This is a genomic window from Sphingomonas sp., assembly GCF_019749955.1.
Taxonomy (GTDB): domain Bacteria; phylum Pseudomonadota; class Alphaproteobacteria; order Sphingomonadales; family Sphingomonadaceae; genus Sphingomonas.
The window spans coordinates 1-23919 of record NZ_JAIEPC010000047.1; the positions used below are offsets into that span (position 1 = coordinate 1).

General features: G+C 64.5%; 27 protein-coding genes. 15 read left to right on the forward strand and 12 right to left on the reverse strand.

The features are described from left to right. From K2W81_RS10530 to K2W81_RS10570, 9 genes are all read left to right on the forward strand, one after another. Window positions 1-231 (forward strand): SufD family Fe-S cluster assembly protein (locus tag K2W81_RS10530; RefSeq protein ID WP_294104067.1); only part of this gene is annotated, 231 nt, incomplete at its 5' end. Between the two features lie 95 nt (window positions 232-326). Next, window positions 327-746, forward strand: coding sequence for a DUF559 domain-containing protein (locus K2W81_RS10535; RefSeq protein ID WP_294104157.1), 420 nt, complete (start codon window positions 327-329; stop codon window positions 744-746). Further along, complete coding sequence (locus K2W81_RS10540; protein ID WP_294104069.1) at window positions 746-1165, forward strand: hypothetical protein; 420 nt, start codon at window positions 746-748, stop codon at window positions 1163-1165. The genes K2W81_RS10535 and K2W81_RS10540 overlap by 1 nt, the downstream gene beginning before the upstream one ends. 2 nt (window positions 1166-1167) lie before the next feature. Beyond that, window positions 1168-2025: a Fe-S cluster assembly ATPase SufC gene (gene sufC, locus K2W81_RS10545; RefSeq protein WP_294104071.1), complete on the forward strand. Its 858-nt coding sequence runs from the start codon at window positions 1168-1170 to the stop codon at window positions 2023-2025. Window positions 2026-2128: 103 nt separating this feature from the next. Continuing rightward, window positions 2129-2878 carry a SufD family Fe-S cluster assembly protein gene (locus K2W81_RS10550; RefSeq protein WP_294104073.1) on the forward strand — a complete coding sequence of 250 codons (750 nt, stop codon included), beginning with the start codon at window positions 2129-2131 and terminating at the stop codon, window positions 2876-2878. 130 nt (window positions 2879-3008) lie between these two features. Then, window positions 3009-4235 carry a cysteine desulfurase gene (locus tag K2W81_RS10555; protein ID WP_294104075.1) on the forward strand — a complete coding sequence of 409 codons (1227 nt, stop codon included), beginning with the start codon at window positions 3009-3011 and terminating at the stop codon, window positions 4233-4235. Further along, complete coding sequence (locus K2W81_RS10560; protein WP_294104077.1) at window positions 4232-4687, forward strand: SUF system Fe-S cluster assembly protein; 456 nt, start codon at window positions 4232-4234, stop codon at window positions 4685-4687. Before K2W81_RS10555 ends, K2W81_RS10560 begins: the two co-directional genes overlap by 4 nt. Continuing rightward, window positions 4687-5040: an iron-sulfur cluster assembly accessory protein gene (locus tag K2W81_RS10565; RefSeq protein WP_294104079.1), complete on the forward strand. Its 354-nt coding sequence runs from the start codon at window positions 4687-4689 to the stop codon at window positions 5038-5040. Before K2W81_RS10560 ends, K2W81_RS10565 begins: the two co-directional genes overlap by 1 nt. A 13-nt stretch (window positions 5041-5053) precedes the next feature. Then, window positions 5054-5611 (forward strand): hypothetical protein, encoded by a 558-nt coding sequence (locus K2W81_RS10570; protein WP_294104081.1) that lies wholly within the window; start codon window positions 5054-5056, stop codon window positions 5609-5611. Here K2W81_RS10570 and K2W81_RS10575 read toward each other — a convergent pair. Beyond that, window positions 5598-6044 carry a MaoC family dehydratase gene (locus tag K2W81_RS10575; protein ID WP_294104159.1) on the reverse strand — a complete coding sequence of 149 codons (447 nt, stop codon included), beginning with the start codon at window positions 6042-6044 and terminating at the stop codon, window positions 5598-5600. The two genes, K2W81_RS10570 and K2W81_RS10575, sit on opposite strands and share 14 nt — an antisense overlap. 37 nt (window positions 6045-6081) lie before the next feature. Here K2W81_RS10575 and K2W81_RS10580 point away from each other — a divergent pair, with 37 nt between their 5' ends. Then, window positions 6082-6612 (forward strand): gluconokinase, encoded by a 531-nt coding sequence (locus K2W81_RS10580; protein ID WP_294104082.1) that lies wholly within the window; start codon window positions 6082-6084, stop codon window positions 6610-6612. Here the strand turns inward: K2W81_RS10580 and K2W81_RS10585 are convergent. From K2W81_RS10585 to K2W81_RS10595, 3 genes are all read right to left on the reverse strand, one after another. Beyond that, window positions 6537-7313 carry an SDR family oxidoreductase gene (locus K2W81_RS10585; RefSeq protein ID WP_294104084.1) on the reverse strand — a complete coding sequence of 259 codons (777 nt, stop codon included), beginning with the start codon at window positions 7311-7313 and terminating at the stop codon, window positions 6537-6539. The two genes, K2W81_RS10580 and K2W81_RS10585, sit on opposite strands and share 76 nt — an antisense overlap. A 125-nt stretch (window positions 7314-7438) precedes the next feature. Then, window positions 7439-9376 (reverse strand): biotin carboxylase N-terminal domain-containing protein, encoded by a 1938-nt coding sequence (locus K2W81_RS10590; protein WP_294104086.1) that lies wholly within the window; start codon window positions 9374-9376, stop codon window positions 7439-7441. Window positions 9377-9512: 136 nt separating this feature from the next. Beyond that, window positions 9513-9992, reverse strand: coding sequence for a nuclear transport factor 2 family protein (locus tag K2W81_RS10595; protein ID WP_294104088.1), 480 nt, complete (start codon window positions 9990-9992; stop codon window positions 9513-9515). A 77-nt stretch (window positions 9993-10069) separates the two neighbouring features. Here K2W81_RS10595 and K2W81_RS10600 point away from each other — a divergent pair, with 77 nt between their 5' ends. Next, window positions 10070-10495: an endonuclease domain-containing protein gene (locus tag K2W81_RS10600; RefSeq protein WP_294104161.1), complete on the forward strand. Its 426-nt coding sequence runs from the start codon at window positions 10070-10072 to the stop codon at window positions 10493-10495. Window positions 10496-10572: 77 nt separating this feature from the next. Here K2W81_RS10600 and K2W81_RS10605 read toward each other — a convergent pair whose 3' ends face one another. Further along, entirely contained in the window at window positions 10573-12183 is a 1611-nt protein-coding gene (locus K2W81_RS10605; RefSeq protein ID WP_294104090.1) for a carboxyl transferase domain-containing protein, read from the reverse strand. 116 nt (window positions 12184-12299) lie between these two features. Between K2W81_RS10605 and K2W81_RS10610 the strand changes: the two genes are divergently transcribed. Both K2W81_RS10610 and K2W81_RS10615 read left to right on the forward strand, forming a co-directional pair. After that, window positions 12300-14363, forward strand: coding sequence for a M13 family metallopeptidase (locus K2W81_RS10610; RefSeq protein ID WP_294104091.1), 2064 nt, complete (start codon window positions 12300-12302; stop codon window positions 14361-14363). A 92-nt stretch (window positions 14364-14455) separates the two neighbouring features. Next, window positions 14456-14809 carry a hypothetical protein gene (locus K2W81_RS10615; protein ID WP_294104092.1) on the forward strand — a complete coding sequence of 118 codons (354 nt, stop codon included), beginning with the start codon at window positions 14456-14458 and terminating at the stop codon, window positions 14807-14809. A gap of 1 nt (window position 14810) precedes the next feature. Here the strand turns inward: K2W81_RS10615 and K2W81_RS10620 are convergent, their stop codons facing one another. After that, window positions 14811-15971, reverse strand: coding sequence for an isovaleryl-CoA dehydrogenase (locus K2W81_RS10620; protein WP_294104163.1), 1161 nt, complete (start codon window positions 15969-15971; stop codon window positions 14811-14813). A gap of 94 nt (window positions 15972-16065) precedes the next feature. On the opposite strand from K2W81_RS10620, the gene K2W81_RS10625 reads away from it, so the two are divergent. Continuing rightward, window positions 16066-17493: an amino acid permease gene (locus tag K2W81_RS10625; protein WP_294104094.1), complete on the forward strand. Its 1428-nt coding sequence runs from the start codon at window positions 16066-16068 to the stop codon at window positions 17491-17493. A gap of 45 nt (window positions 17494-17538) precedes the next feature. Next, entirely contained in the window at window positions 17539-18012 is a 474-nt protein-coding gene (locus K2W81_RS10630; RefSeq protein ID WP_294104096.1) for a hypothetical protein, read from the forward strand. Window positions 18013-18015: 3 nt separating this feature from the next. Here the strand turns inward: K2W81_RS10630 and K2W81_RS10635 are convergent, their stop codons facing one another. From K2W81_RS10635 to K2W81_RS10660, 6 genes are all read right to left on the reverse strand, one after another. Then, window positions 18016-18264, reverse strand: a complete 249-nt coding sequence (locus K2W81_RS10635) for a hypothetical protein (RefSeq protein ID WP_294104165.1) — start codon at window positions 18262-18264, stop codon at window positions 18016-18018. Beyond that, window positions 18264-18626, reverse strand: a complete 363-nt coding sequence (locus K2W81_RS10640; RefSeq protein ID WP_294104098.1) for a hypothetical protein — start codon at window positions 18624-18626, stop codon at window positions 18264-18266. The genes K2W81_RS10635 and K2W81_RS10640 overlap by 1 nt, the downstream gene beginning before the upstream one ends. Continuing rightward, window positions 18623-21304: an aconitate hydratase AcnA gene (gene acnA, locus K2W81_RS10645; RefSeq protein WP_294104099.1), complete on the reverse strand. Its 2682-nt coding sequence runs from the start codon at window positions 21302-21304 to the stop codon at window positions 18623-18625. The genes K2W81_RS10640 and acnA overlap by 4 nt, the downstream gene beginning before the upstream one ends. A 335-nt stretch (window positions 21305-21639) precedes the next feature. Further along, window positions 21640-22776: an indoleamine 2,3-dioxygenase gene (locus K2W81_RS10650; protein ID WP_294104101.1), complete on the reverse strand. Its 1137-nt coding sequence runs from the start codon at window positions 22774-22776 to the stop codon at window positions 21640-21642. A 152-nt stretch (window positions 22777-22928) separates the two neighbouring features. Next, window positions 22929-23381: a vgr related protein gene (locus tag K2W81_RS10655; RefSeq protein WP_294104103.1), complete on the reverse strand. Its 453-nt coding sequence runs from the start codon at window positions 23379-23381 to the stop codon at window positions 22929-22931. Further along, entirely contained in the window at window positions 23378-23812 is a 435-nt protein-coding gene (locus tag K2W81_RS10660; RefSeq protein ID WP_294104105.1) for a copper chaperone PCu(A)C, read from the reverse strand. The genes K2W81_RS10655 and K2W81_RS10660 overlap by 4 nt, the downstream gene beginning before the upstream one ends. Between the last annotated feature and the right edge of the window lie 107 nt (window positions 23813-23919).

A 23919-nucleotide genomic window follows, 5' to 3' on the forward strand; every position in this document is an offset into this window, starting at 1 on the left:
CCGTACATCGAAGTCCGCAACCCGAGCGCGCAGATCGAGCATGAGGCGACGACGTCGAAGATTTCCGACGACCAGCTCTTCTACGCGATGCAGCGCGGGCTGGATCAGGAAGCGGCGGTGGCGCTGATCGTCAATGGCTTTGCGAAGGAAGTGCTGCAGCAACTGCCGATGGAATTCGCGGTGGAAGCGCAGAAGCTGCTGGGGATTTCGTTGGAAGGCTCGGTTGGATGAACCTGACGCCAACCGATGACGCGAAACGCCTTCAAACCCCTCCCCTTCAGGGGAGGGGCAAGGGGTGGGGCCTCTCCGCGAATACCATCGCCGAGTTGCACGAACGCGCGCGCCACATGCGCAACAACCCCACCGAGCCGGAAAAGCGGCTGTGGCGGAGTTTGTCGAACAGCCAGCTGGGCGGGTGGAAGTTTCGCCGCCAGCAAGTGATCGGCTGGGGGATTGCTGACTTTGTGTGCCCTGCGGCTAGGCTGATCGTGGAAGTCGATGGCGACACGCATGGTGCCGAGGCCGACGCCTTTCGCGACGCCGCGTTGGCGCGGATGGGCTATCGCACGCTGCGGGTCACCAACCACGATGTGATGCGCAATGTCGAGGGCGTGAAGGTCGCGATCCTTCAAGCGTTGGAGAATGTGGACAAGCCCCACCCCAACCCCTCCCCTGAAGGGGAGGGGCTTGAGAAGGTCGAGGCGCAGAAGCTGCTGGGGATTTCGCTTGAGGGGAGCGTGGGGTAATGGCGGTCATTCAACTTCTCGTGATGCCGGAAGAACGGCGACCGGACTTTGCAGACGTTTTCAGCGCGGCGAGTGCAAGCGACATTCCGTTCAAGCCGGAGGAGGTTGATCTCGTAACTCACACCGGGTTCCTTCCTGTCGAGGTCGAAGGCCTTGCGACCGGATTCGAGTACTATTTTGATGAGATTGAAAGCGGGGCGTTGCCCGATGAGGCAATGCGTTTCGGTTCGCATCAAATGATCTCGCGAACAGGTGGTGATATGGCGGAAATGCTTGCGTCTCTCCTGTTCTTCAGAGCGTCGGCGAAGCTTTCCGGTGCTGCTTATGTGTATCCAGATGACGCAATTATAATCCCACCGAATGAGGTGGACCGTTATCTCACCGATCAAATCACGATGCTACGGAAGTACCTGAAATAACCATGCTCAAAATAACTAACCTCCACGCCGAAATTGACGGCAAGGAAATCCTCAAGGGCCTCTCGCTCAGCGTGAATGCGGGTGAGGTGCATGCGATCATGGGGCCGAATGGCGCCGGCAAGTCGACGCTGGGCTATGTGCTCGGCGGGCGGCCGGGGTATGAGGTGACTTCCGGCTCCGTCCTGTTTCAGTCTCCGTTCGTTTCGAGCGAAGTCGAGAAACAGGAGCTTGGCGATGCGCTTGGGGCCGGTATCTCGACTGCGCTCGATACGAACGGTGGATTGGTTGCGAGCGAAGGTGGTGAGTGGCTCGATCTTCTCGCCCTCGCCCCGCACGAGCGTGCCGCCGCAGGCCTGTTCCTCGGCTTCCAATACCCGGTCGAAATCCCCGGCGTGTCCAACGTCCAGTTCCTCCGCGAGGCACTTAACGCGCAGCGTAAAGGCCGCGACGAGGCGCCGCTCTCGGGCGGTGAATTCCTGAAGCTCGCCAAGGCGCAGGCCGCGGGGCTGGGGATGGATTATGAGATGCTCAAGCGCCCGGTGAATGTCGGCTTTTCGGGCGGCGAGAAGAAGCGCAACGAGATGGTGCAGATGGGCATCATCGCGCCGCGCCTCGCGATCCTCGACGAGACTGACTCCGGGCTCGACATCGATGCGCTGCGCGCGGTCGGCGACGGCATCAACCGGATCATGCGCGCGCCCGACAAGGCGGTGATCCTGATCACGCATTACCAGCGGCTGCTCGATTATGTCGCGCCTGATTTCGTGCATATCCTGAGCGGCGGGCGGATCGTGAAGACCGGCGGGCCGGAACTCGCGCTCGAGCTCGAGGCCGAGGGCTATGCCGGGGTGACGGCATAATGAGCGCCGCAGGCAATCACTCTTCTCTTCGCGTCTTTGCGTCTTTGTGTGAGTCAAATTTTCGCACACAAAGACGCAAAGGCACGAAGAAGGAAGGCGCCAAGTGACTTTGGCCCGTCCCACCCGCCGCGACGAATCCTGGCGCTATAGCGATCTTGAGGCTGTCGCCTCGGTGTGGCCTGTCCCTGCACCCGAGCGGATCGAGGTTGCGGCGGGCGCGGAAGTTGCGCGGGTGATCGTGCAGGATGCCGCGCCCGATGTCGTCGCGATCCATGACTATGCGGTGATCCTCGGCGCAGGCGCGCGGGCGACTTTCCATGTGCTCAATACGGGCGGGCGGCTGGGGAGGGTGACGATCGATGTCACGCTGCACGAAGGCGCGCATTTCGAGCTTGGCGCGGCGATGCTCGGCGGCGGCGAGCAGACGCTCGAGATCGTCACGACGATGCGCCACATCGAGCCGCACGCGACCAGCAACCAGGTCGTGCGGTCGGTGCTTGGCGGGCGCGCGACGGGCTCGTATCTCGGCAAGGTCGCGGTGGCGCGGCATGCGCAGAAGACCGATGCGTCGCAGTCGGTGAAGGCAATGCTGCTCGCCCGCACCGCGACGGCGAACGCCAAGCCCGAGCTTGAAATCTATGCCGACGATGTGAAGTGCGCGCACGGCGCGACGGTGGGTGAACTCGACGCCAATGCGCTGTTCTACCTCATGAGCCGGGGCATTGCGCCCGCCGAGGCGAAGGCGCTGCTGCTGCGCGGGTTCATTTCGGGTGTGTTTGACGATGTGGCGGATGACGCCGCGCGCGAATCGCTGGAGGCGGCGGCGAGTGTCGCGCTGGAGCGGATGTTGTGAGCTGGGCCCCTCGCTACCCCATCCGTCACCCCGGACTTGTTCCGGGGTCCACCGCGCAGCACGCGGGGACGGTAGTTGTGGCCAAGTGGGCCCCGGAACAAGTCCGGGGTGACGAGTCAGGGTTGGCAAGATGAACGCAACCACCGCTATTTTGCCCGTAGAAGCCCGGCGCGCTGTCCGGAATGATTTTCCGGGCCTGACCCCCGGCTGGCACTATCTGGACAGCGCCGCGACCGCGCAAAAGCCCCAGAGCGTCATCGACGCGATTACGCAGGCCTATGGCCCCGATTATGCGACCGTCCATCGCGGCGTGTACAAGCGCTCGGCCGACATGACGCTGGCCTATGAAGCCGCGCGGCGGCGGGTGGCGGGGTTCATCGGCGCGGCAAGCGAGAACGAAATCGTCTTCGTGCGTGGCGCCACCGAGGGGATCAACCTGGTCGCGACTTGCTGGGCCGCCGAGCAGCTCCAGCCCGGCGACCGCATCCTGCTGAGCCAGCTCGAACACCACAGCAACATCGTGCCGTGGCAGATGATCGCCGCGAAGATCGGCGCGCATATCGATGTGATCCCGCTGACCGAGGATCACCGCATCGATCTGGACGCGATGGCGGCGATGATTACGCCTGCGCACAAGCTGGTCGCCCTCGCGCATGTATCGAACGTGCTCGGCTCGGTGCTCGATGCCCGCCGCGCGGGCGAGATTGCGCATGCGGTTGGCGCGAAAATCCTGCTCGACGGGTGCCAGGCGGTGCCGCGCATGAGCGTCGACGTGCAGGCGCTCGACTGCGACTTCTACGTTTTTTCGGCGCACAAGCTTTATGGCCCCACTGGCATTGGCGTCCTCTGGGCGCGCGGCGAGATTTTGGCTGACATGCCCCCCTACCAAGGTGGCGGTGCGATGATCGACCGGGTGAGTTTTGCGGGTACTACCTATGCCCCGCCGCCAGGCCGGTTCGAAGCGGGAACGCCGCACATCGTCGGCGCGCTCGGGCTGCATGCCGCGATCGACTATGTCGAAAGCATCGGGCTTGACCGCATCCACGCAATCGAGACCGAGCTGGTGCGCGAAACGCGCGCGGCGCTGTCGCGGATAAATTCGGTGCGGCTGTTCGGCCCCGAGGAGTCGGCGGGCATCGTCAGCTTCGCGATCGACGGCGTGCATCCGCACGACATCGGCACCATCCTGGACGAAGAGGGCGTCGCGATCCGCGCCGGGCACCACTGCGCGCAACCGCTGATGGACATGCTCGGCGTGCCCGCAACCGCGCGCGCGAGCTTCGGGGTATACAGCGATGCGAGCGATGTCGCGGCGCTGATCAAGGGTATCGAGCGAGTAACGAGGATATTTGGATGAGCGATTTCGAAGTGGAGAACGTCGACTCGGTACCCACGCCGCCCAAGGCGCGCGTCGAAACGGCCGTCGAGACGTTCGAGCGCAAGCGCGATTATCTCGACGGTTTCCTGAAGCAGGCGCCGCAGGGCGTGTCCTCGGGCGAGCCGGGTGGCGAAACCTACGAAGCCGTCGTCGCGGCGCTCAAGGACATCTACGATCCCGAAATCCCGGTAAACATCTATGATCTCGGGCTGATCTACGGCGTCGATGTGACGACCGAGGGCCATGCGGTGATCACGATGACGCTGACAACGCCGCATTGCCCGGTTGCCGAAACCATGCCCGCCGAAGTCGAATTGCGGGTCGGCGCGGTGCCGGGGGTCGGCTCGGCCGAAGTCAATCTGGTGTGGGACCCGTCGTGGGACCCCAGCAAGATGAGCGATGAGGCTCGACTTGAAATGGGGATGCTGTGATGGCCACGACCACCCGCCAGCGCCCCGCCGCGCTCAACCTGAGTCCCGCCGCCGAAGCGCGGATCGCCGATCTGATGGCGCGCGCGCCCGAAGGGGCGATCGGCGTCAAGCTGTCGACCCCGCGCCGCGGCTGTTCGGGGCTCGCCTATTCGGTCGACTATGTCAGCGAAGCCAAGGCCTTCGACGAACGCATCGACACGCCCGGCGGCACCTTGTTCGTCGATGGCGGGTCGATCCTGTACCTCGTCGGCAGCCGGATGGACTGGGTCGAGGACGACTTTGCTGCTGGCTTCACTTTCGAGAACCCAAACGCCAAGGGCGCTTGTGGCTGCGGCGAGAGCTTTACCGTCTAACGGGGCAATCGGCATGACCGTTGTTTTTCTAAACGGGTGCACCTCCGCCGGAAAAACAAGTGTTGCGCGGGCGCTGCAGGAAATACTCGACCCCGCGCATGTTCGGACCGGCATCGACGATGCGTTCGCGATGCTGCCGCTTAAACTGCACAATCATCCCGACGGCTTCTTCTTTGACCGCGATTCACGCGGCGAAATCCGCCTTAATCATGGCCCGCTAGGCCTCGCGCTGCTGAAAGCGCACGCCCGGATGGCGGCCGCGCTTGCCGGCGTGTCAGCAGGGGTGATTTTGGACGAGGTTGTGCTCGAAGAAGTGCTGCGGGATGATTGGCGAGAAGCATTGGCCGACTGCGACGTGTTCATGGTTGGCGTCCATTGCGCGCTCCCTGAGCTGGAAAGGCGCGAAGTGGCGCGGGGCGATCGATTGATCGGGCAGGCGCGCGGACAGTTTGATCTGGTGCATGTCGGCATGTCGTATGATCTGGAAGTGGATACGACGTCGGACACCCCTTCCGATGTCGCATCCCGAATAGCCGATGCCTATCAGCGCTGGCGGCTCATGCGCGTTTGAGCAGCGCCGTCCGCAGGCATTCGCACACCGTCTCGCCGCGCTGGTTGATCATGCGGTGGCGCCACGTCACCAGCCCGGCGTCGGGGCGTGATTTGCTCTCGCGCAGTTCGGTCACTTCGCTCGTGGCGTGCAGCGTATCGCCGATGAACACCGGCTTGGGCATCACCAGCTTGTCATAGCCGAGATTGGCGACAAGCGTGCCCATCGTCGTTTCCGCGACCGTCAGCCCGACCATCAGGCTGAAAGTGAAGGTGCCGTTGACGAGGATCTGCCCGAATTCGCTCGCCCGCGCGGCCTCGGCATCGAGGTGGAGCGGCTGCGGGTTGTGCGTCATCGTCGACCACAGCAGATTGTCGGTTTCGGTGACGGTGCGGTGGAGCGGGTGCTCGATGCTCTCGCCGACCTGCCATTCGTCGTAATATTTGCCGGGCACGATTGTCTCCTGTCGCGGGCGCGTCAATGCTCGGGTCATGGACCAGCCCGCCATCCCTGTCACGATCATCATGGGCGTCAGCGGGTGTGGGAAGTCGACCTATGCGCAGGCGCTTGCGGTGGCGTCGGGCGCAAGGTTTGTCGAGGGCGATGAACTGCACGGCGCCGCGAACATCGCCAAGATGCGCACCGGGATCGCGCTGACCGATGAGGATCGCTGGCCGTGGCTTGATCGAATCGCGGGGGCCGTGAACGCGGCGCTCGGTGATGGGGCGAGCGTCGTCGCCACCTGTTCGGCGCTGCGCCGCGCCTATCGCGATCGGCTCCGCGCGGCGATCGAGGCGCCAGTGAGGTTCGTGCTGCTCGACGTGCCGCGCGACGAACTCCGCCGCCGCATGGCGTCGCGCACTGGCCACTTCATGTCACCTGACTTACTCGACAGCCAGCTTGCGACACTCGAACGGCCGGGCGCCGAAGAAGCGGTCGAGGTCGTTCAGCCCCCCAATGCGCCAAACCCGCGCCCCGCCGTCCAGCCGCCGTCGGCGGGGAGCACCACGCCCGAGACATAGCGCGCATAGTCGCTCGCGAGGAACAGGCACACATCCGCCACGTCATCGACCGTGCCGAGCCGCCCGAGCGGCACCGCGCGCGCCGACGCCGCCTTGGCCTCTGGGGTGGGGGCGAGCCGGTCCATCCCCTCGGTCCCGTCGATCGGGCCGGGCGACACCGAATTCACGCGCACGCCTTCGCGCCCCCATTCGATCGCGAGCGTCTTGGTGATCATGTCGACGCCTGCCTTGGCCGCGCAGACATGGATTTGCAGCGCCATCGGGATCCACGCCTGCGGGGCGGAGATGTTGATGACGCTCGCGCCGGGTTTGGTGAGGTGCTCATAGGCCGCGCGCATGACGTGGAACGTGCCGAGCGCGTCGATCTCCATCACCGACCGAAAGCCGTTGGGCGAAAGTGCGGCGGCAGGGACGGGGAAATTGCCCGCCGCGCCGGAGATGAGCACGTCGATCGTGCCGCGTGTCTCTCGGAAATGCTCGATCGCGGCTTTGACCGCGTCGAAATCGCGGACGTCGAGGCTGTAGCCGAGCGCCTGTTTCTCGCCGTGGAGCGCGGCGACGGCGGCATCGACCTTCTCCTGGCTTCGGCTGGCGACCGCGAGGTTGGCCCCGGCGCGCGCGAACGATTTGGCGATGCCGAGATTGATGCCCGACGTGCCGCCAAAGACGATGACGTTCTTGCCCGTGAAATCGAATGGCATTGGCTCTCTCCCGTTTTTCTTTTGTCGTCACCCCGGACTTGTTCCGGGGCCCACGTCGCCATTCGCGACGAACGTGATTGTTGCACGGTGGGCCCCGGAACAAGTCCGGGGTGACGGTTTGGACTCTATTCGGCCCGCACCACCTTCACCAGCACCGTCCCCTCGCTCACCTGCGCGCCGGGGGTGGCGTTCAGCTCGTCGACCGTCCCGTCGAAGGGCGCGGTCAGGCTGTGCTCCATCTTCATCGCCTCAAGCGTCACGAGCCGCTGGCCCTTGGTGACGACATCGCCCGCCGCGACATCGACCGCGGTGACGCGGCCCGGCATGGGGGACAGGATCGCGCCGTCGGCGGTGGTGCCTGCCGCGATGCCTCGAGCGGCCGGCGTCGTGAATCTCCACGTAGCGCCCTGCATTGTCGCAAAGACGGCATCTCGCACCGGCGTAATGACAGGGTAGGCACGTAGATCATAGCTCGTTCGGCTATCGATGCGGCCGACAAACTCGTGCCCCCGGTCCATTATTCGGACCGATCCATTGCTGGGTGCGTTGAGGCGAAATCCCTGGGGGACCGACACGTTTGACGCTTCAACCAGCACTTCGGCAATCGGATCGAGCAGCCATTGCGGGGGATCCATTTCGAAGATCACGTCTTCTTGGTGCGTGTCGATGAAGCCCGTATGCACGTCGCCCCGCGTGAAATCGGGGTTCACCAGAAGTGCGTGCAGAAAGGTGGCATTTGTCTTGAGCGGCCAAATCTCCGCGTCGGCGACGATTCCGCAAAGTCCCAGTGCTGCTGCCCGCCGATCCGCAGCGTGACAGATCAGTTTCGCTATCATCGGATCATAGAAGGAAGAAATTTCGCCGCCTTCTGCAACACCGGTCTCGATCCGCCCAGTGCCGGGATAGTCACTTTCGAACTCGCCCCCTCGAACCTCGTTTCGCCAGCGACTTGGTCGGATCAGATTAGTAAGCCGGAATCGCTCCAACCGCCCCACACTCGGCAAAAACCCCTTCGCCGGGTCCTCCGCATACAACCGCGCCTCGATCGCCCAGCCGTTGATGCTAAGCTCGTCCTGCCGCTTCGGCAACGCCTCCCCGCTCGCCACGCGCAGTTGCCACTCGACCAGATCGACGCCGGTGATTTCCTCGGTCACCGGATGCTCGACCTGCAACCGCGTGTTCATTTCCATGAACCAGATGCGGTCGGCGCGCAGGCCTTCGCTGGCGTCCGCGATGAACTCGATCGTGCCGGCGCCGACATAATCGACGGCCTTGGCCGCGCGCACCGCCGCTGCGCAGATTGCCTCGCGGGTTTCCTCCGACATGCCGGGCGCGGGGGCTTCCTCGATCACTTTCTGGTGGCGGCGCTGGAGCGAGCAGTCGCGTTCGAACAAGTGGACGACATTGCCGTGGGTGTCGCCGAACACCTGCACTTCGATATGGCGCGGCGAGAGGATGTATTTCTCGATCAGGACGCGGTCGTCGCCGAAGCTCGATGCGGCCTCGCGCTTGCAGCTCGCCAGCGCGTCGGCGAAGTCGGCAGCGGCCTCGACGCGGCGCATCCCCTTGCCACCGCCGCCCGCGACCGCCTTGATGAGGACGGGATAGCCGATCTTGCCCGCTTCCGTTTCGAGCACGTCGGGTGACTGGTCTTCGCCGAGATAGCCCGGCGTCACCGGCACCCCGGCGGCGATCATGCGTTCCTTGGCGGCATCCTTCAGCCCCATTGCGCGGATGCTATCTGGCTTGGGGCCGACCCAGATCAGCCCGGCGTCGATCACGCTTTGCGCGAAATCGGCATTCTCGCTCAGGAAGCCATAGCCGGGGTGGATCGCCTCGGCGCCCGTCGCCTTGGCGGCGGCGATGATCTTCTCGCCCACCAGATAGGATTCGCGCGCGGGCGAGGGGCCGATATGCACTGCCTCATCGGCCTGGCGCACATGCAGCGCCTTGGCATCGGCATCCGAATAGACTGCAACCGTGCGCACGCCCATCGCGCGCGCGGTGCGGATGATGCGGCACGCAATCTCGCCGCGATTGGCGATGAGGAGTGAGGTGATCATGCGATCGCCTTGTCGATCCTGCGCGCAGCGCAACTATCTCTTCTTTGTGCCTTTGTGTCTTTGTGTGAGAAAAATTGACTCACACAAAGACGCGAAGGCACGAAGAACAAGTTTGGGTCTTCCGATCGCGCGTGCATTACTCGCTGCATCCCGTTGTGCGGCTCGAATAGCTGATATTGGCGACTTTCCACGTGCCATTCTCGCGCACCAGATCGAACAGGTCATAACCGCAGTGGTGCAGCTTGCCGTCGATGTAGAAATTGAAGCGCCCCCACACGAACGCGAGATCGCCGTCGACTTCGATCGCAGGGTCGTAGAGGCGTTCCTCATATTTCTCCGGCCCCGGCTTCAGTCCGGCGAAGAATTCGGTCATCGGGCGGCGGATGATCTTGCGGGTGCCGTCGGCGGCTTCGTTGGCGATGAACAGATTGCCATCTTCACGCGCGAGCGGGCGCAGCAACTCGCCATTGCGCGCGGCAATCGCGGCGAAAGTGGCGTTGACGGGGACCATCACCGCCGCGGCTTCACCTTGCGGCTCGGGCGGCTTGCCGGTGCCCTTTGGCAGCGGCGGCGTGGGGGTGATCTGGAGGAGGAGGGGGAGGAGGAAGAGGGGCATGTCGTGTCCTTCTAATTCCTCCCCGAGCTTGTCTCGGGGAGGTGGCAGTGCGAAGCACTGACGGAGGGGTGATCGTCATGTTCAAGGACATTGCGCCAAAGGCAAGCGCCGGGACGGTTCAGCAATCGCGCCGATTGCGGCGGGCGATGAGCCTGCCCGAAATCCTGCTGTGGCAGGCGTTGCAGGCCCGGCCGGGCGGCTTGAAATTCCGCCGCCAGCATCCTTCCGGGCCATACACGTTGGACTTTTACTGCAGCGATGCTCGGCTGGTGGTTGAAGTCGATGGCGAGTCGCATTCGCGGGGTGACCAGCCTGCGCGCGATGCTGCTCGAGATGCGTGGCTTGCCAAGCGCGGGCTTGCGACGATGCGCATTCCCGCTGGCGAAGTGCTCAAGGATGTGGACGCGGTCGTTCGAGGTATCGTCGCCGAGGCCCGCGCGCGTCTGCCCCTCCACCATGCTTCGCATGGTCCCCCTCCCCGAGGCAAGCTCGGGGAGGAATGAGAAGACCCAATTCCTCCCCGAGCTTGCCTCGGGGAGGTGGCAGCGCGAAGCGCTGACGGAGGGGCCGACGCGCCCCCTCACATCCGAAACACCCCGAACCGGGGCGCCTCCGCCACCGGCGCATTGAGGCACGCTGCCAAGCTCAACCCGAGCACATCGCGCGTCTGCGCGGGGTCGATAATCCCGTCGTCCCACAGCCGCGCGGTCGCGTGCCAGGGGTTGCCTTCGTCCTCATATTTCGCGCGGATCGGCGCTTTGAAGGCTTCCGCCTCCGCCTCGCTCCACGTCTCCGCATCGCGGTGCACCGTCGCCAGTACGCTCGCCGCCTGCTCGCCGCCCATCACCGAGATCCGCGCATTGGGCCAGGTGAACAGGAAGCGTGGCCCGTAAGCCCGCCCGCACATGCCGTAGTTCCCTGCCCCGAACGACCCGCCGATCAGCACGGTGATCTTGGGGACACTCGCCGTCGCCACCGCCGTCACCAGTTTCGCGCCGTGCTTGGCGATCCCTTCGGCCTCATATTTGCCGCCGACCATGAAGCCCGAGATGTTCTGGAGAAACAGCAAAGGCACCCGCCGCTGGCAGGCGAGCTCGATGAAATGCGCGCCCTTCTGCGCGCTCTCCGAAAACAGCACGCCGTTGTTGGCAAGGATCGCGACTGGCATGCCCCAGATATGCGCGAAGCCGCACACCAGCGACGTGCCGTAGAGCGCCTTGAATTCGTGGAACTCGCTCCCGTCGACCAGCCGCGCGATCACTTCGTGGACGTCATAGGGCGCGCGGACGTCGCTGGGCACGATACCATAAAGCTCCTCGGCATCGTATTTCGGCGGGCGGGGCTCTTTGGCGCGTGTCTCGACTTCGCTCGACACGAACGGATTGCCCAAATGCGAAACGATATCGCGCACGATCGTCAGCGCATGCTCGTCATTCTCGGCGACATGATCGACCACGCCCGATTTGCGGCCATGCGTGTCGGCGCCGCCCAGTTCTTCCGCCGAAATCACTTCGCCCGTCGCCGCTTTCACCAGCGGGGGACCTGCAAGGAAGATCGTGCCTTGCCCGCGCACGATGATCGTCTCGTCGGACATGGCGGGCACATAGGCGCCGCCCGCGGTGCAACTCCCCATCACGCAGGCGATCTGCGGGATGCCGAGCGCCGACATATTGGCCTGGTTGAAGAAAATGCGGCCGAAATGGTCGCGGTCGGGGAACACCTCGGCCTGATGCGGCAAGTTGGCGCCGCCGGAGTCGACCAGATAGATACACGGCAGCCGGTTTTCCTGCGCAATCTCCTGCGCACGCAGATGCTTCTTGACCGTCAGCGGATAGTAGGTGCCGCCCTTCACCGTCGCGTCGTTGCAGACGATCATGCACTGGCGACCCGACACGCGGCCAATCCCCGCAATCACGCCTGCGCCGGGAATATCCTCGCCATACACCTCATACGCGGCGAGCTGGCCGATCTCCAGAAACGGCGAGCCCGGATCGAGCAGCCGCTCCACCCGCTCGCGCGGCAGCAGCTTGCCGCGCGCCGTATGCCTTTCGCGCGACTTCTCATTGCCGCCCAGCGCGGCCTTGGCGACATCGGCGCGCAGCCGCTCGACCAGCGCGCGATTATGCGCGGCATTGGCGCGGAACAGGTCGCTCTCGACCGAAATCTTGGTGTCGAGCACCGGGGCGCTCATGCGGCTTCCTCTCGCTTATCGAACCACCTGACTAGCCTTGTGGGTCGCGATTGGGAAGCTGGCGCGCGCGGGGGCGGCGGTGTAATGCCAGCGCCATAAAATCAGGGAGAAGCAGGATGAAGCGTCAGGCAATTTTGGCAGCGATGTTGCTCGCCAGCGCGGGTGCAGTCACCTTGGCGGCGCCGGGCAAAGCGCCCGTCGCGCGCGCGAGCGGGATCGACCAGGCTGGCATCGACAAGAGCGTCAAGCCGGGCGACGATTTCGACGGCTATGCCAGCGGCGTGTGGCGCGCCAAGACCGAGATTCCTGCCGATCGCGCCTTCACCGGCCTCTTCCTTGACGTGTTCAATCTCGCCGAAGCACGCAACCGCGCGATCATCGACGCCGCGCTTGCGGCGAAGGCAGCGCCCGGCAGCGATCAGCAGAAGATCGCCGATTTCTACCGCGCCTTTACCGACACCGCAGGCATTGAAGCGCGCGGCCTTGCGCCGCTCAAGCCCGACCTCGATGCCATTGCCGCGCTCGCCGACAAGCGCGCGCTGTCGGCCATGCTCGGCGGCGATGTCCGTGCTGATGTCGATCCGCTCAACGCGACCAATTTCCATACCGCGCATCTGTTCGGCGTGTTCGTGACGCAAGGGCTGGAGGCGCCCGGCAAGGCGGTGCCCTATCTGCTGCAGGGCGGATTGGGCCTGCCCGAGCGCGACTATTATCTGTCGGCCGAAAAGGAATCACTGGCGACGCGCGCGGCGTACCGCGATTACATCACCAGGATTTTCACGCTGGCGGGGATGAGCGATCCGGCGGCGCGCGCCGACCGGGTGATCGCGCTCGAAACCAGGATCGCGACCGCGCATCTCGATAATGTCGCCGCACAAGACGTGCACAAGGCGAACAATCCGTGGAAGCGCGCCGATTTCGACACCAAGGCGCCGGGGATCGACTGGGGCGCGTTCTTTGGCGCGGCACAGCTCGGCAGCCAGCAGGACTTCATCGTGTGGATGCCTGATGCGACCAGCAAGCTGTCGGCGCTGGTCGCGAGCGAGCCGCTGGCGAGCTGGCAGGATTGGCTGGCGTTCCACCACATCGACGATGCGGCCGCCGTGCTGCCCAAGGCTTTTGACGCGGCGTCGTTCGATTTCTACGGGCGGGCGCTGTCGGGCACCGCGCAGCAGCGCCCGCGCGACAAGCGCGCGATCGGGGCGGTCAACGGTAACCTCGGCGATGCCGTCGGGCGGATCTTTGCCGCGCGCTATTTCCCGGCCTCGTCGAAGCGCGATATCCAGGCGATGGTCAGCAACATCCTCGCGGCGTTCGACAAGCGCGTCGGCGCACTCGATTGGATGAAGCCCGCGACCAAGGCCGAAGCGCGGCGCAAGATCACGACGATGCGCGTGAGCGTCGGCTATCCCGAGCATTGGCGCGACTATAGCGGGCTCGACGTGAAGGCCGATGACCCGGTCGGCAATCTCGCGCGCGCACGGCTCGCCGAATATCGCTGGCAGCTCGCCAAGCTGACGCAGGCGCCCGACAAGGGCGAATGGTGGATGACGCCGCAGACAGTGAACGCGGTCAACCTGCCGTTGCAGAATGCACTCAACTTCCCGGCGGCGATTCTCGAAGCGCCCTTCTATGACCCCAAGCGCGATGCGGCCGCCAATTATGGCTCGATCGGCGCGGTGATCGGGCATGAGATCAGCCATAGTTTCGACAATACCGGCGCAGAATTCGACGCGGCAGGGCGGCTGCGCAACTGGTGGACGCCCGAAGACCTCGCCCACTTCAAGGAACAGAGCGCGGCGCTGGTCGCGCAGTACAGCGCTTATGAAGCGCTGCCGGGGCTGCACATCAATGGCGAGCAGACCTTGGGCGAGAATATCGCCGATGTCGCTGGCCTCACAGCGGCGTATGAGGCTTATCACGCATCGCTGAAGGGCAAGCCCGCGCCAGTGATCGGCGGGCTGACGGGCGACCAGCGCTTCTTCCTCGCCTTTGCGCAGAGCTGGCGCGAAAAGGTGCGCGAAAGGGCATTGCGCGGGCAGGTCGCGACCGATGGCCATTCGCCCGGCGGCTTTCGCGCGCAGACGGTGCGCAACCTCGACGGCTGGTACAAGGCGTTCGGCGTGAAGCCGGGCGACAAGCTGTATCTGGCGCCTGAGAAGCGCGTGAAGGTCTGGTAAGGGCATGCACGCGGCAGGGGCGATCAACGCCCTTGCCACCGCGCCGCGACCGGCTTAGGAAACTGTAGCAATCGCTACAGGAGTCGTTGGCCATGACCGGATTTCGCATTCTTCTCGCCGCGATCCTCGCGCTGATGCTGGGCTATACCGGCCCGGTGATCGTGCAGCATGGCATGGGGCTGGTGCCTCTTTTCTTCGCGGCGATCGGCGAGATGGGCTGGCAGGGGCAGTTCAACGTCGACTTTTCGTGTTTCCTGATCCTGTCGGGGCTGTGGGTGGCGTGGCGCAATAATTTCTCGACCGTCGGGCTGGTGCTCGCGCCGGTCGCGAGCTTCGGCGGCGCGCTGTTCCTGTCGGCCTATTTGCTGATCGTAAGTTTCCAGGTGCGCGGCGACATGGCGGCGTTGCTGATGGGCTCGCGGCGGGCAGCGGCGCTGCGCGGCTAGCTCACCCTGCGCCGATCAATTCGCGCCCGATCAGGAAGCGTCGGATCTCATTCGTGCCTGCACCGATGTCGTAGAGCTTGGCATCGCGCAGGAACCGTTCGACCGGCCATTCCCTGGTATAGCCCGCGCCGCCCAGCGCCTGGATCGCTTCGAGCGACACCTTCACTGCGTTTTCGCTCGCGAGCAGGATCGCCCCTGCCGCATCGAAGCGCGTCGTCTTGCCAGCATCGCACGCCCGCGCGACGGCATAGACATAGGCGCGGGCGGAATTGAGCGCGACATACATGTCGGCGACCTTGGCCTGGATCAGCTGGAACTGGCCGATCGACTGGCCGAACTGCTTGCGCTCGCGCACGTACGGGATGACCACGTCGAGGCAGGCCTGCATGATGCCGAGCGGCCCGGCCGCCAGCACTGCGCGCTCGTAATCGAGCCCCGACATCAGCACGCCGACCCCGCCATTCATCGGCCCCATCACATTTTCGGCCGGGACTTCGCAATCCTCGAACACCAGCTCGGCGGTGTCCGAGCCACGCATCCCCATCTTGTCGAGCTTCTTCGACACGCTGAACCCGGCCATGTCCTTTTCGATCAGGAACGCCGTGATCCCGCGCGATCCCGCCTCGGGCTCGGTCTTGGCATAGACGACGAGCGTGTCGGCTTCGGTCGAATTGGTGATCCAGAATTTGGTGCCGTTGAGGACATAGCGGTCGTTACCGCGCAGCTCGGCCTTGAGCTTCATCGACACCACGTCCGACCCCGCGCCCGCTTCGGACATGGCGAGCGAGCCGACATGCTCGCCTGAAATCAGCTTGGGCAGATATTTCGCTTTCTGCGCGTCGTTACCCCAGCGGCGGATCTGGTTGACGCACAGGTTCGAATGCGCGCCATAGCTTAGCCCGATCGACGCCGAGGCGCGCGACACTTCTTCCATCGCGACGCAGTGGTCGAGATAGCCAAGGCCAAGCCCGCCCCATTCCTCCTCGACCGTGATCCCGTGCAGCCCGAGCGCGCCCATCGCCGGCCACAGCGAGCGGTCGAATTTATTGTCGGCGTCGATCGCGGCGGCCTTGGGGGCGATTTCGGCGCTGGCGAAGCGCTGCGTCGTTTCGCGGATCATATCGGCGGTCTCGCCGAGCGCGAAGTCGAGCATCATGTCCATCTTGTCCATCTCCGTTCGCTCGAACTTGTCGTCGAGCCGCATTTCCTTTCTAACCCCCTGACGAAAACACGACGCTTCGACAAGCGCGACACCGATGGGGATGATAAATTTGGCCAGCCTGTTTCGAACCAAGTTGATCCTGACCGGCGATGACCAGCCCGAACATCACCGGCTGGCGCGCACGCTCGGTTGGCCGAGCCTTGTCGCGCTCGGCGTCGGGGCGATCGTCGGCACCGGCATCTTGACGCTGATCGGCGTCGGCGCCGACCGTGCCGGGCCTGCGGTGCTGCTCAGCTTTGTCGTGGCGGGCGCGATCTGCGCGTGCGCGGCGCTTTGCTATGCCGAAATGGCGACGATGATTCCGGCGTCAGGGAGCGCCTACACCTATAGCTATGCGGTGCTGGGCGAGATTTTCGCCTGGGTGGTCGGGTGGAGCCTGATCCTCGAATATTCGCTGGTGGTGTCGACCGTCGCGGTCGGCTGGTCGGGCTATGCCGTCGGGTTCCTGAAGGGGTTGGGCGTCCCTTTCCCGGAGGCGCTCGCAAACGGCCCGGCGCTGGGCGGGGTGGTCAATCTGCCCGCCGTCGCGATCATCGCGGTTGTCGCTGGGTTGCTGATGCTCGGGACGCGCGAGAGTGCGCGGATCAACATGATCCTCGTCGTGCTCAAGATCGTCACGCTCGCGCTGTTCGTCGCGGTTGCGCTACCGCATTTCGACGCGGCCAACTTCGCGCCCTTCGCCCCCAATGGCTATGGCTCGACCGAGGGCACTGGCGGGGTGAAGTACGGCGTGATGGGCGCGGCGGCGATCATCTTCTTCGCCTTCTACGGCTTCGACGCGATCTCGACCGCAGCCGAGGAAGCGAAGAACCCCGAGCGCGATCTGGCGATTGGCATCGTCGGGTCGATGCTTGCGTGCACGGTGATTTATCTCGTCGTCGCCGCCGTCGCGGTCGGCGCGCTGCCGGTTGCGCAGTTCGGCAAGAGCGCCGAGCCGCTCGCGCTGATCCTGCGCTCGATCGGGCAGGGCGGGGTAGCGACCGTTGTGGCGGCAGCGGCGGCGATTGCGCTGCCGACGGTGTTGCTGGCGTTCCTCTACGGCCAGAGCCGCATTTTCCTCGTGATGGCGCGCGATGGCTTCTTGCCGCAGAGCCTTGCCAAGATTTCGAGCCGGGGCACGCCGGTGCGGATCACGGTGCTGACCGCCGTGCTTGTGTCCATCGTCGCGGGACTGATGCCGCTCGATGAAATCGCGAGCCTCGCTAACGCCGGGACGCTGATTGCCTTCATTGCAGTCGCTGCCTGCGTGCTGGTGTCCAGAAGACGCGACTCGGACGCAAAGCGACCCTTTCGCACGCCATTTGCCTGGTTGGTGGCGCCGGCAGCGATTCTCGGCTGTGCGTATCTGTTCACCAGCCTCCAGACCAAGACGCAGATTTCATTCATCATTTGGAATGCGATCGGCCTGACCGTCTATTTTCTGTACGCCCGCGCGCGCGGTCACGCTGGCAGCCCCGAATAAAATCCATTACGGATTTATTTCTGGGAGAGGTTAAGGGGATTTAAGATGACCGAGGTCGAAACCTCGCGGCGCGCGCTGATCAAGTCGGCGGTGGCTGGTGTCGCGGCATTGGGACCGCTCGGCCTGCTCGCTGGATGCAGGGATGATATCGCAGCTGCGAACACGGTCAGCGTCGTGCCTGAAACCAAATTGGCGAGCTTTGCGGCGACCGCCGCCGCGAGCGCCCAGTCCGAAGCCAGCTATTGGGCGGCGGCGATCGGCCAGACCTTCAAGATCACCGGCGCCGAAGGCCCGATGTATGCGATACTGAGTGCGGTGACCCCGATCGCGGTCGTTGGCGATCGCCCGACCGATTTGCGCCCGCTGCCGATGACCGCGACATTCGAGTTTGACCGGGGGTATAAGCCAATCGGCGAGGCTCTCTACGCGCTCGTGCAGGGCCGCGAGAGCGAGACCCAGTTGTTCATGCAGCGCGGCGGCACGGTTGAGGTGCCAACACTGGTCGCGCTGTTCAATTAATCTTCAGCGCGGCCGACGGCCAGCAAGGCCGATCAGCGTCACCACGCCGATCGCCATCCACGCGATGTTGAGCACCGCTGACGGCAAGGCGCCGTGCCAGCCGCTGTTGAGAATGAATCCCGCCGCGCCGACGACATTCATCCATTGAAATGTGGGCGAACGCCCGTCGAGGCGCCCCGTCGACACCAGCAGATAAGAAGCGAGGATGAGCAGCGCCGCTGCCCATCCGATGAATTCGATAGCGATGGTGATCAACCGCGAATCCAACCGCGTCCGTCAGGGTGTCGTACTTCTACCGCCGCCATTTCGTCCGGCTCGAACAACCGGGCGTTCACACACGCCCAGTCGATCGCGTCGTCAAGCGCGACACAATGTGTCGTGCAGCCGCAGCCCGGGCAAAAATGCAGCCGGACGAAGGGGTCGGTCATGCGCGGGTGGACATAGCTGCCAATCCGATCACCCGTAATCTCAACCTCGGTCCGCTTGAAATAGCCCCAGGTCGCGCCGTGCTTGATGCATAGCGAGCAGTTGCAGTCATTGATGTAATCAGGCGCGGTCGGGATCGTCACCCGAACCGCGCCGCAATGGCATGCCGCTGACAGCGCGCCGCTCACGCGACCGCCAGATTCCTCAGCACATAGTGGAGGATGCCGCCGTTGAGGAAATACTCCAGTTCGTTGATCGTATCGATCCGGCATCTCGTCAGGAAGCTGCTGGTCGTGCCATCGGCGCGAGTCAGCGTCACTTCGACATCCTGACGCGGCTTCAGATCAGCGATGCCGGTGATCGTGAAAGTCTCGCTGCCATCGAGGCCGAGCGTCTTGCGATCGGTGCCTTCGGCGAATTGCAGCGGGAGCACGCCCATGCCGACGAGGTTCGAGCGGTGGATGCGTTCGAAGCTTTCGGTGATCACCGCGCGCACGCCGAGCAGGTTGGTGCCCTTCGCGGCCCAGTCGCGTGACGAACCGGTGCCATATTCCTTGCCCGCGACGACAACGAGCGGGGTGCCATCGGCCTTGTAGCGCATGGCCGCGTCGTAGATCGGCATCACTTCGCCGGTCGGCACATACTTCGTGACCCCGCCCTCAATACCCGGCGTCATTTCGTTCTTGATGCGGATGTTGGCGAAAGTGCCGCGCATCATCACGTCGTGGTTGCCGCGCCGCGCGCCATAGCTGTTGAAGTCGGCCTTCGAAACCTGATGCTCCTGCAGGAACTTGCCCGCCGGGCTGTCAGCCTTGATCGAACCGGCTGGCGAGATGTGATCGGTGGTGATCGAGTCGGCGAAGATCGACAGCGGGCGCGCATCGATGATATCGAGCACCGGCGCCGGGGTCATCGTCATCCCGTCGAAATAGGGCGGGTTGGCGATATAGGTCGAGCCCGCGCGCCATGTGTAGGTGTCCGATCCGGTCACGTCGATCGCCTGCCACTTGGCGTCGCCCGCAAACACATGGGCATAGCGCGACTGGAACATGCCGCGATCGATGTTCGCGTCCATGACCGAGCGGACTTCGGCGTTGGTCGGCCAGATGTCCTTCAGATACACGTCGCTGCCGTCGGTCGCCTGGCCGATCGGGGTCCCGACGAAATCGGTCGTGACCGAGCCCTTGAGCGCATAGGCGACGACGAGCGGCGGGCTGGCGAGGAAGTTCGCGCGCACATCGGGGCTGACGCGGCCTTCGAAATTGCGGTTGCCCGACAGGACCGAGGCAGCGACGATGTCGTTATCGTTGATCGCTGCCGAAATCGCGGGCGCAAGCGGCCCCGAATTGCCGATGCAGGTTGTGCAGCCATAGCCGACAAGGTTGAAACCGATCGCGTCGAGATCGGCGGTCAGCCCGGCCTTGTCGAGATAATCGGTGACGACTTGGCTACCCGGCGCGAGCGACGTCTTGACCCAGGGCTTGGGCTTGAGGCCGAGCGCATTGGCCTTGCGCGCGACGAGGCCGGCGGCGACCAGCACCGAGGGGTTCGACGTATTGGTGCAGCTCGTGATCGCCGCGATCACGACGTCGCCGTCGCCGATATCGTGGTCCCGCCCTTCGACGCCGACGCGCTTGGGTTCAGCGTGCTTGTAGACGCCCGAAAGGTCGGCGTTGAACACATCGTCGACTTGCGTGAGAATCACCTTGTCCTGCGGGCGCTTCGGCCCCGCCAGCGACGGCACGACTGACGACATGTCGAGTTCGAGCGTGTCGGTGAACACCGGATCGGGCGCGTCGGCGAGGCGCCACATGCCCTGTGCCTTGGCATAGGCCTCGACCAGCGCGATCTGTTCGTCGCTGCGCCCGGTCAGGCGCATATAGGTGAGCGTTGCGTCGTCGACCGGGAAGAAGCCGCAGGTCGCGCCATATTCGGGCGCCATATTGGCGATCGTCGCGCGGTCAGCGAGGCTCAGCGCATCGAGGCCGGGGCCGTAGAATTCGACGAAGCGGCCAACCACGCCCTTGGCGCGCAGCATCTGCGTGACGGTCAACACCAAGTCGGTCGCGGTGATGCCTTCGGCGAGCGTGCCCGTGAGCTTGAAGCCGACGACCTCGGGGATCAGCATCGACACCGGCTGGCCGAGCATCGCCGCTTCCGCTTCGATCCCGCCCACGCCCCAGCCGAGCACGCCGAGGCCATTGACCATCGTCGTGTGGCTGTCGGTACCAACGCAGGTGTCGGGATAGGCGATCATGTCGTCGCCATTCGCCGACGACCACACGGCCTGCGCGATGTTTTCAAGGTTCACCTGATGGCAGATGCCGGTGCCGGGCGGCACGACCTTGAAATTGTCGAGCGCCTTCGATCCCCATTTCAGGAATTCATAGCGTTCGTTGTTGCGGCTGTACTCAAGCTCGACATTGTCCTCGAACGCCTTGGGCGTGCCGAACTCGTCGACCATCACCGAGTGATCAATGACGAGATGGACGGGGACCAGCGGATTGATCTTCTGCGCGTCGCCGCCGAGCTTGGTGATCGCGTCGCGCATCGCCGCCAGATCGACCACGCAAGGCACGCCAGTGAAATCCTGCATCAGCACGCGCGCCGGGCGATATTGAATCTCGCGATCGGGGGCGTGCGGGTTCTTCTGCCAGTCGACCAGCGCCTGAATATCCTCGACGCTCACCGTCTTGCCGTCTTCGAAGCGGAGCAGGTTTTCGAGCAGGACTTTCATCGAAAAGGGCAGGCGGCTGACATCGCCGAGCGTTGCGGCGGCCTTGGACAGGCTGAAATAGCTATAGGTCTTGCCGCCCGCGTTGAGCGTGTCGCGGGTTTTCAGGCTGTCCTGTCCGATGGCGGTCATGTTCGACTCCTCATGTTTGGCCCGGATGCGGCGGGGAGGCGGCGGGGAGCCGCGCACGCACGGGCGTCGATCGCGAGCGCCTTAGCAACTGGGGTGGCGGGGGGGAAGGGGCGGGTGGGCGCAAAGACGACCTAGTTCGTACCTCCTCACCCCGTTCGTGCTGGTGAACAGGTCGTCAAGCCCCCCGGGCTTGACTGAAACGTCCGGGGGACGTTTCACCTGCTCACTGTCGAAGCACCGTCCTTCTTGTGCGAGCGGTGGGCAGAAGAAGGACGGCCCTTCGACAAGCTCAGGGCAAGCGGGACATTTGATGCACCCCCAAGCCGGCAGGTCGGCTAAAGAAACGCCGCGCGGCTGTCGTCGCGGTGGCGCGCGAGATAGGTGAGGAAGGGCGTGCCGCCGGTGCCGGTCTCGCCATCGCCGCCCGATATGGCGGCCTGCGCGCTGATATAGGTTGCGGCGAGGCGCAGATGCGCGGTCCGGAAATGTGCGAGTTGAGCCAGACACGCGTTGTAGGGCTCGCGCAGCGCAGGGCTGCGCGCCGCCACCTCGCGCACGCGGCTCGACCGCAGGTCCTCGATAAAGGCGCGATGGCACGGCGGGCGATAGCCGTGCATTTCGTCGAGAAACGTCGACAGCGCACTCGACCCGTGCGGCACGCCGAGCACCGCGTCGATCGCGGGGACGATGCTGCTCTGCGATCCGGTCTGACCCCGGAGCGACACCTGCTTGCCGCCAAAGGCTTCGACCCCTTCGTAGATCAGCCCCTCGCCCGGCCAGCCGAACATGTAAGGCCGCACGCGGGTGTAATAGGCATGCGGGTCGCAGGCGGCGGCCATCGGCTCCAGCCCGGCGTTGATCGCGCCAAGCGCGCTGTCCATCATGCCGAGCAACGTCTCGACGCCCGCCAGGTCATCTTGGGCGGCGGCGCGGTGAAGCTCGACCGCGCCTTCCAGCGCACGGCCCGCAATCGCTTCGATCGCGACATGGACGAGGATGAAGCCGCTCTCGTCACGACCGCCCGCGAAATGCTGGTCGATCGCGAGATTGCCGAGCCCAATCCCGTCCGCCTTGTCGAGCCGGAACCAGTTGTCGAGCACATAATGCTGGTAAGTCATGATCGGCTTGAGCCCCAGCCGGTCGGCAAGCGCCACCAAGGGCACCGCGAGATTGGCGGGGAGGCGGTCGATCGACTCGCCCTCGCCCCACACCCACGCCTGCGCGAGAAAGCCATAGCGCAGCATCGCCGCGCCTGCCTCGGCATCATCGGCGTCGGCGATGAAAGCGGTGATATTGGGCAGCGGCAATCGCCCTAGCCAATGCCGCACGCGCCCGCTCGCGATGTAATCGGGCAGCATCGCCGCCGCATCTTCGATCGCATCGAAATCGGGTGGCAACGCAATCTCGTCGATTTCGCGCGGTGACAGAAAGCCGTGGCTGGCGGACAGGCCGTAGTGGTCGAGCGACTGCATGAGCCGCGCCTACCCTATTTTCTCGTCCGACTCTAACCACCTCGTCTCCGTTCGTGTCGAGCGAGGTCGAGACACGGGCCGCGAGGCGCGAGGCCCGCCCCTCGACTGCGCTCGGGACGAACCGGGGAATTGTGGCAACCGGGACAGGGCCTTCACCGAAACGGCAGCAACGCTTCGTAATCAAACCCCGGCGTCGCCCCCGCCGGACAGACGCCGTGGCGCAGCAGGAACGCGTGGCGGACAATCTCGCCTTGTTGTTCGATGCCATAGCGCTCGAACGGGCGGTCGGGCTCGAGGCGATAGTCATAGCGGCAAAAGGGGTGGCGCTGGAGCGGCAGGAACATGCCCTTTTGGTGCTGCCAGACGTGCACCAGCTCGTGGATCAGCAGTCCCTGATCCCATAGCGAGCCGGTTGCAAAGTCATCACGGTAGCGCGCGCCGAGTGGGTGGAAATGGACATTGCCGAGCGGTGCCATCACGGTGTCGCGCGGCTGGAAAAACGCCCATTTGCGGTTGACGATGCGCGGCTGGCTGTAATCGATCGCGTCACCGAACAAGCTGCGGGCGAGGTCGACTTCGCCGCGCGTCAGCGCCCGCCCCGTCATTTGGGCGGCGGATCGCCTGCCGCAATCACCGGCGCTTCGACTTCGAGCCGGTCATTGTTTGAGAACGTGAAAACCAGCGTCACCTTGCCGCCTGGCTCGACGCTCTTGTTGATGTCGAACAGCATCACATGCTTGCCGCCGGGCGCGAAAGTGAGTGTCGCCTTGGCCGGGACGGGCACGTCCTTGACCGGTGCCATCGATGCCATGCCGCCGTGTGACATGCTTTCGTGCAGCTCGGACTTGATGACCAGCGGTGACGTCACGCTGATCAGCGTCGCGGCGTCCTTGCCGCCATGAACGGTGAAATAGGCGACACCGGGCCGTCCGGCGACGGCGGGCAGGCGGACGTAGGCGTTGTCGACAAACAGCGGCGCGGGCTGGCCGCAGCCGGCAAGCGTGGCAGCGAGTAGGAGGGTAACGGCGGGGCGCATTGGCCAAGACATCCCAAATGAGGAATTTGATGCGACGCTTCTAGAACCGGCACAATCTTGCGGCAAGCGAAAGCCCCCCTATATCGCGGACATTGGACACGGTGCCG

What these genes read in the sequence shown, in the direction of transcription:
- K2W81_RS10540 (WP_294104069.1), top strand. Translation starts at nt 746, where the DNA reads ATGGCGGTCATTCAACTTCTCGTGATGCCGGAAGAACGGCGACCGGAC.
- sufC (WP_294104071.1), top strand. Translation starts at nt 1,168, where the DNA reads ATGCTCAAAATAACTAACCTCCACGCCGAAATTGACGGCAAGGAAATC.
- K2W81_RS10555 (WP_294104075.1), top strand. Translation starts at nt 3,009, where the DNA reads ATGAACGCAACCACCGCTATTTTGCCCGTAGAAGCCCGGCGCGCTGTC.
- K2W81_RS10560 (WP_294104077.1), top strand. Translation starts at nt 4,232, where the DNA reads ATGAGCGATTTCGAAGTGGAGAACGTCGACTCGGTACCCACGCCGCCC.
- K2W81_RS10565 (WP_294104079.1), top strand. Translation starts at nt 4,687, where the DNA reads ATGGCCACGACCACCCGCCAGCGCCCCGCCGCGCTCAACCTGAGTCCC.
- K2W81_RS10570 (WP_294104081.1), top strand. Translation starts at nt 5,054, where the DNA reads ATGACCGTTGTTTTTCTAAACGGGTGCACCTCCGCCGGAAAAACAAGT.
- K2W81_RS10580 (WP_294104082.1), top strand. Translation starts at nt 6,082, where the DNA reads ATGGACCAGCCCGCCATCCCTGTCACGATCATCATGGGCGTCAGCGGG.
- K2W81_RS10585 (WP_294104084.1), bottom strand. Translation starts at nt 7,313, where the DNA reads ATGCCATTCGATTTCACGGGCAAGAACGTCATCGTCTTTGGCGGCACG.
- K2W81_RS10590 (WP_294104086.1), bottom strand. Translation starts at nt 9,376, where the DNA reads ATGATCACCTCACTCCTCATCGCCAATCGCGGCGAGATTGCGTGCCGC.
- K2W81_RS10595 (WP_294104088.1), bottom strand. Translation starts at nt 9,992, where the DNA reads ATGCCCCTCTTCCTCCTCCCCCTCCTCCTCCAGATCACCCCCACGCCG.
- K2W81_RS10600 (WP_294104161.1), top strand. Translation starts at nt 10,070, where the DNA reads ATGTTCAAGGACATTGCGCCAAAGGCAAGCGCCGGGACGGTTCAGCAA.
- K2W81_RS10605 (WP_294104090.1), bottom strand. Translation starts at nt 12,183, where the DNA reads ATGAGCGCCCCGGTGCTCGACACCAAGATTTCGGTCGAGAGCGACCTG.
- K2W81_RS10610 (WP_294104091.1), top strand. Translation starts at nt 12,300, where the DNA reads ATGAAGCGTCAGGCAATTTTGGCAGCGATGTTGCTCGCCAGCGCGGGT.
- K2W81_RS10615 (WP_294104092.1), top strand. Translation starts at nt 14,456, where the DNA reads ATGACCGGATTTCGCATTCTTCTCGCCGCGATCCTCGCGCTGATGCTG.
- K2W81_RS10620 (WP_294104163.1), bottom strand. Translation starts at nt 15,971, where the DNA reads ATGGACATGATGCTCGACTTCGCGCTCGGCGAGACCGCCGATATGATC.
- K2W81_RS10625 (WP_294104094.1), top strand. Translation starts at nt 16,066, where the DNA reads ATGGGGATGATAAATTTGGCCAGCCTGTTTCGAACCAAGTTGATCCTG.
- K2W81_RS10630 (WP_294104096.1), top strand. Translation starts at nt 17,539, where the DNA reads ATGACCGAGGTCGAAACCTCGCGGCGCGCGCTGATCAAGTCGGCGGTG.
- acnA (WP_294104099.1), bottom strand. Translation starts at nt 21,304, where the DNA reads ATGACCGCCATCGGACAGGACAGCCTGAAAACCCGCGACACGCTCAAC.
- K2W81_RS10650 (WP_294104101.1), bottom strand. Translation starts at nt 22,776, where the DNA reads ATGCAGTCGCTCGACCACTACGGCCTGTCCGCCAGCCACGGCTTTCTG.
- K2W81_RS10655 (WP_294104103.1), bottom strand. Translation starts at nt 23,381, where the DNA reads ATGACGGGGCGGGCGCTGACGCGCGGCGAAGTCGACCTCGCCCGCAGC.
- K2W81_RS10660 (WP_294104105.1), bottom strand. Translation starts at nt 23,812, where the DNA reads ATGCGCCCCGCCGTTACCCTCCTACTCGCTGCCACGCTTGCCGGCTGC.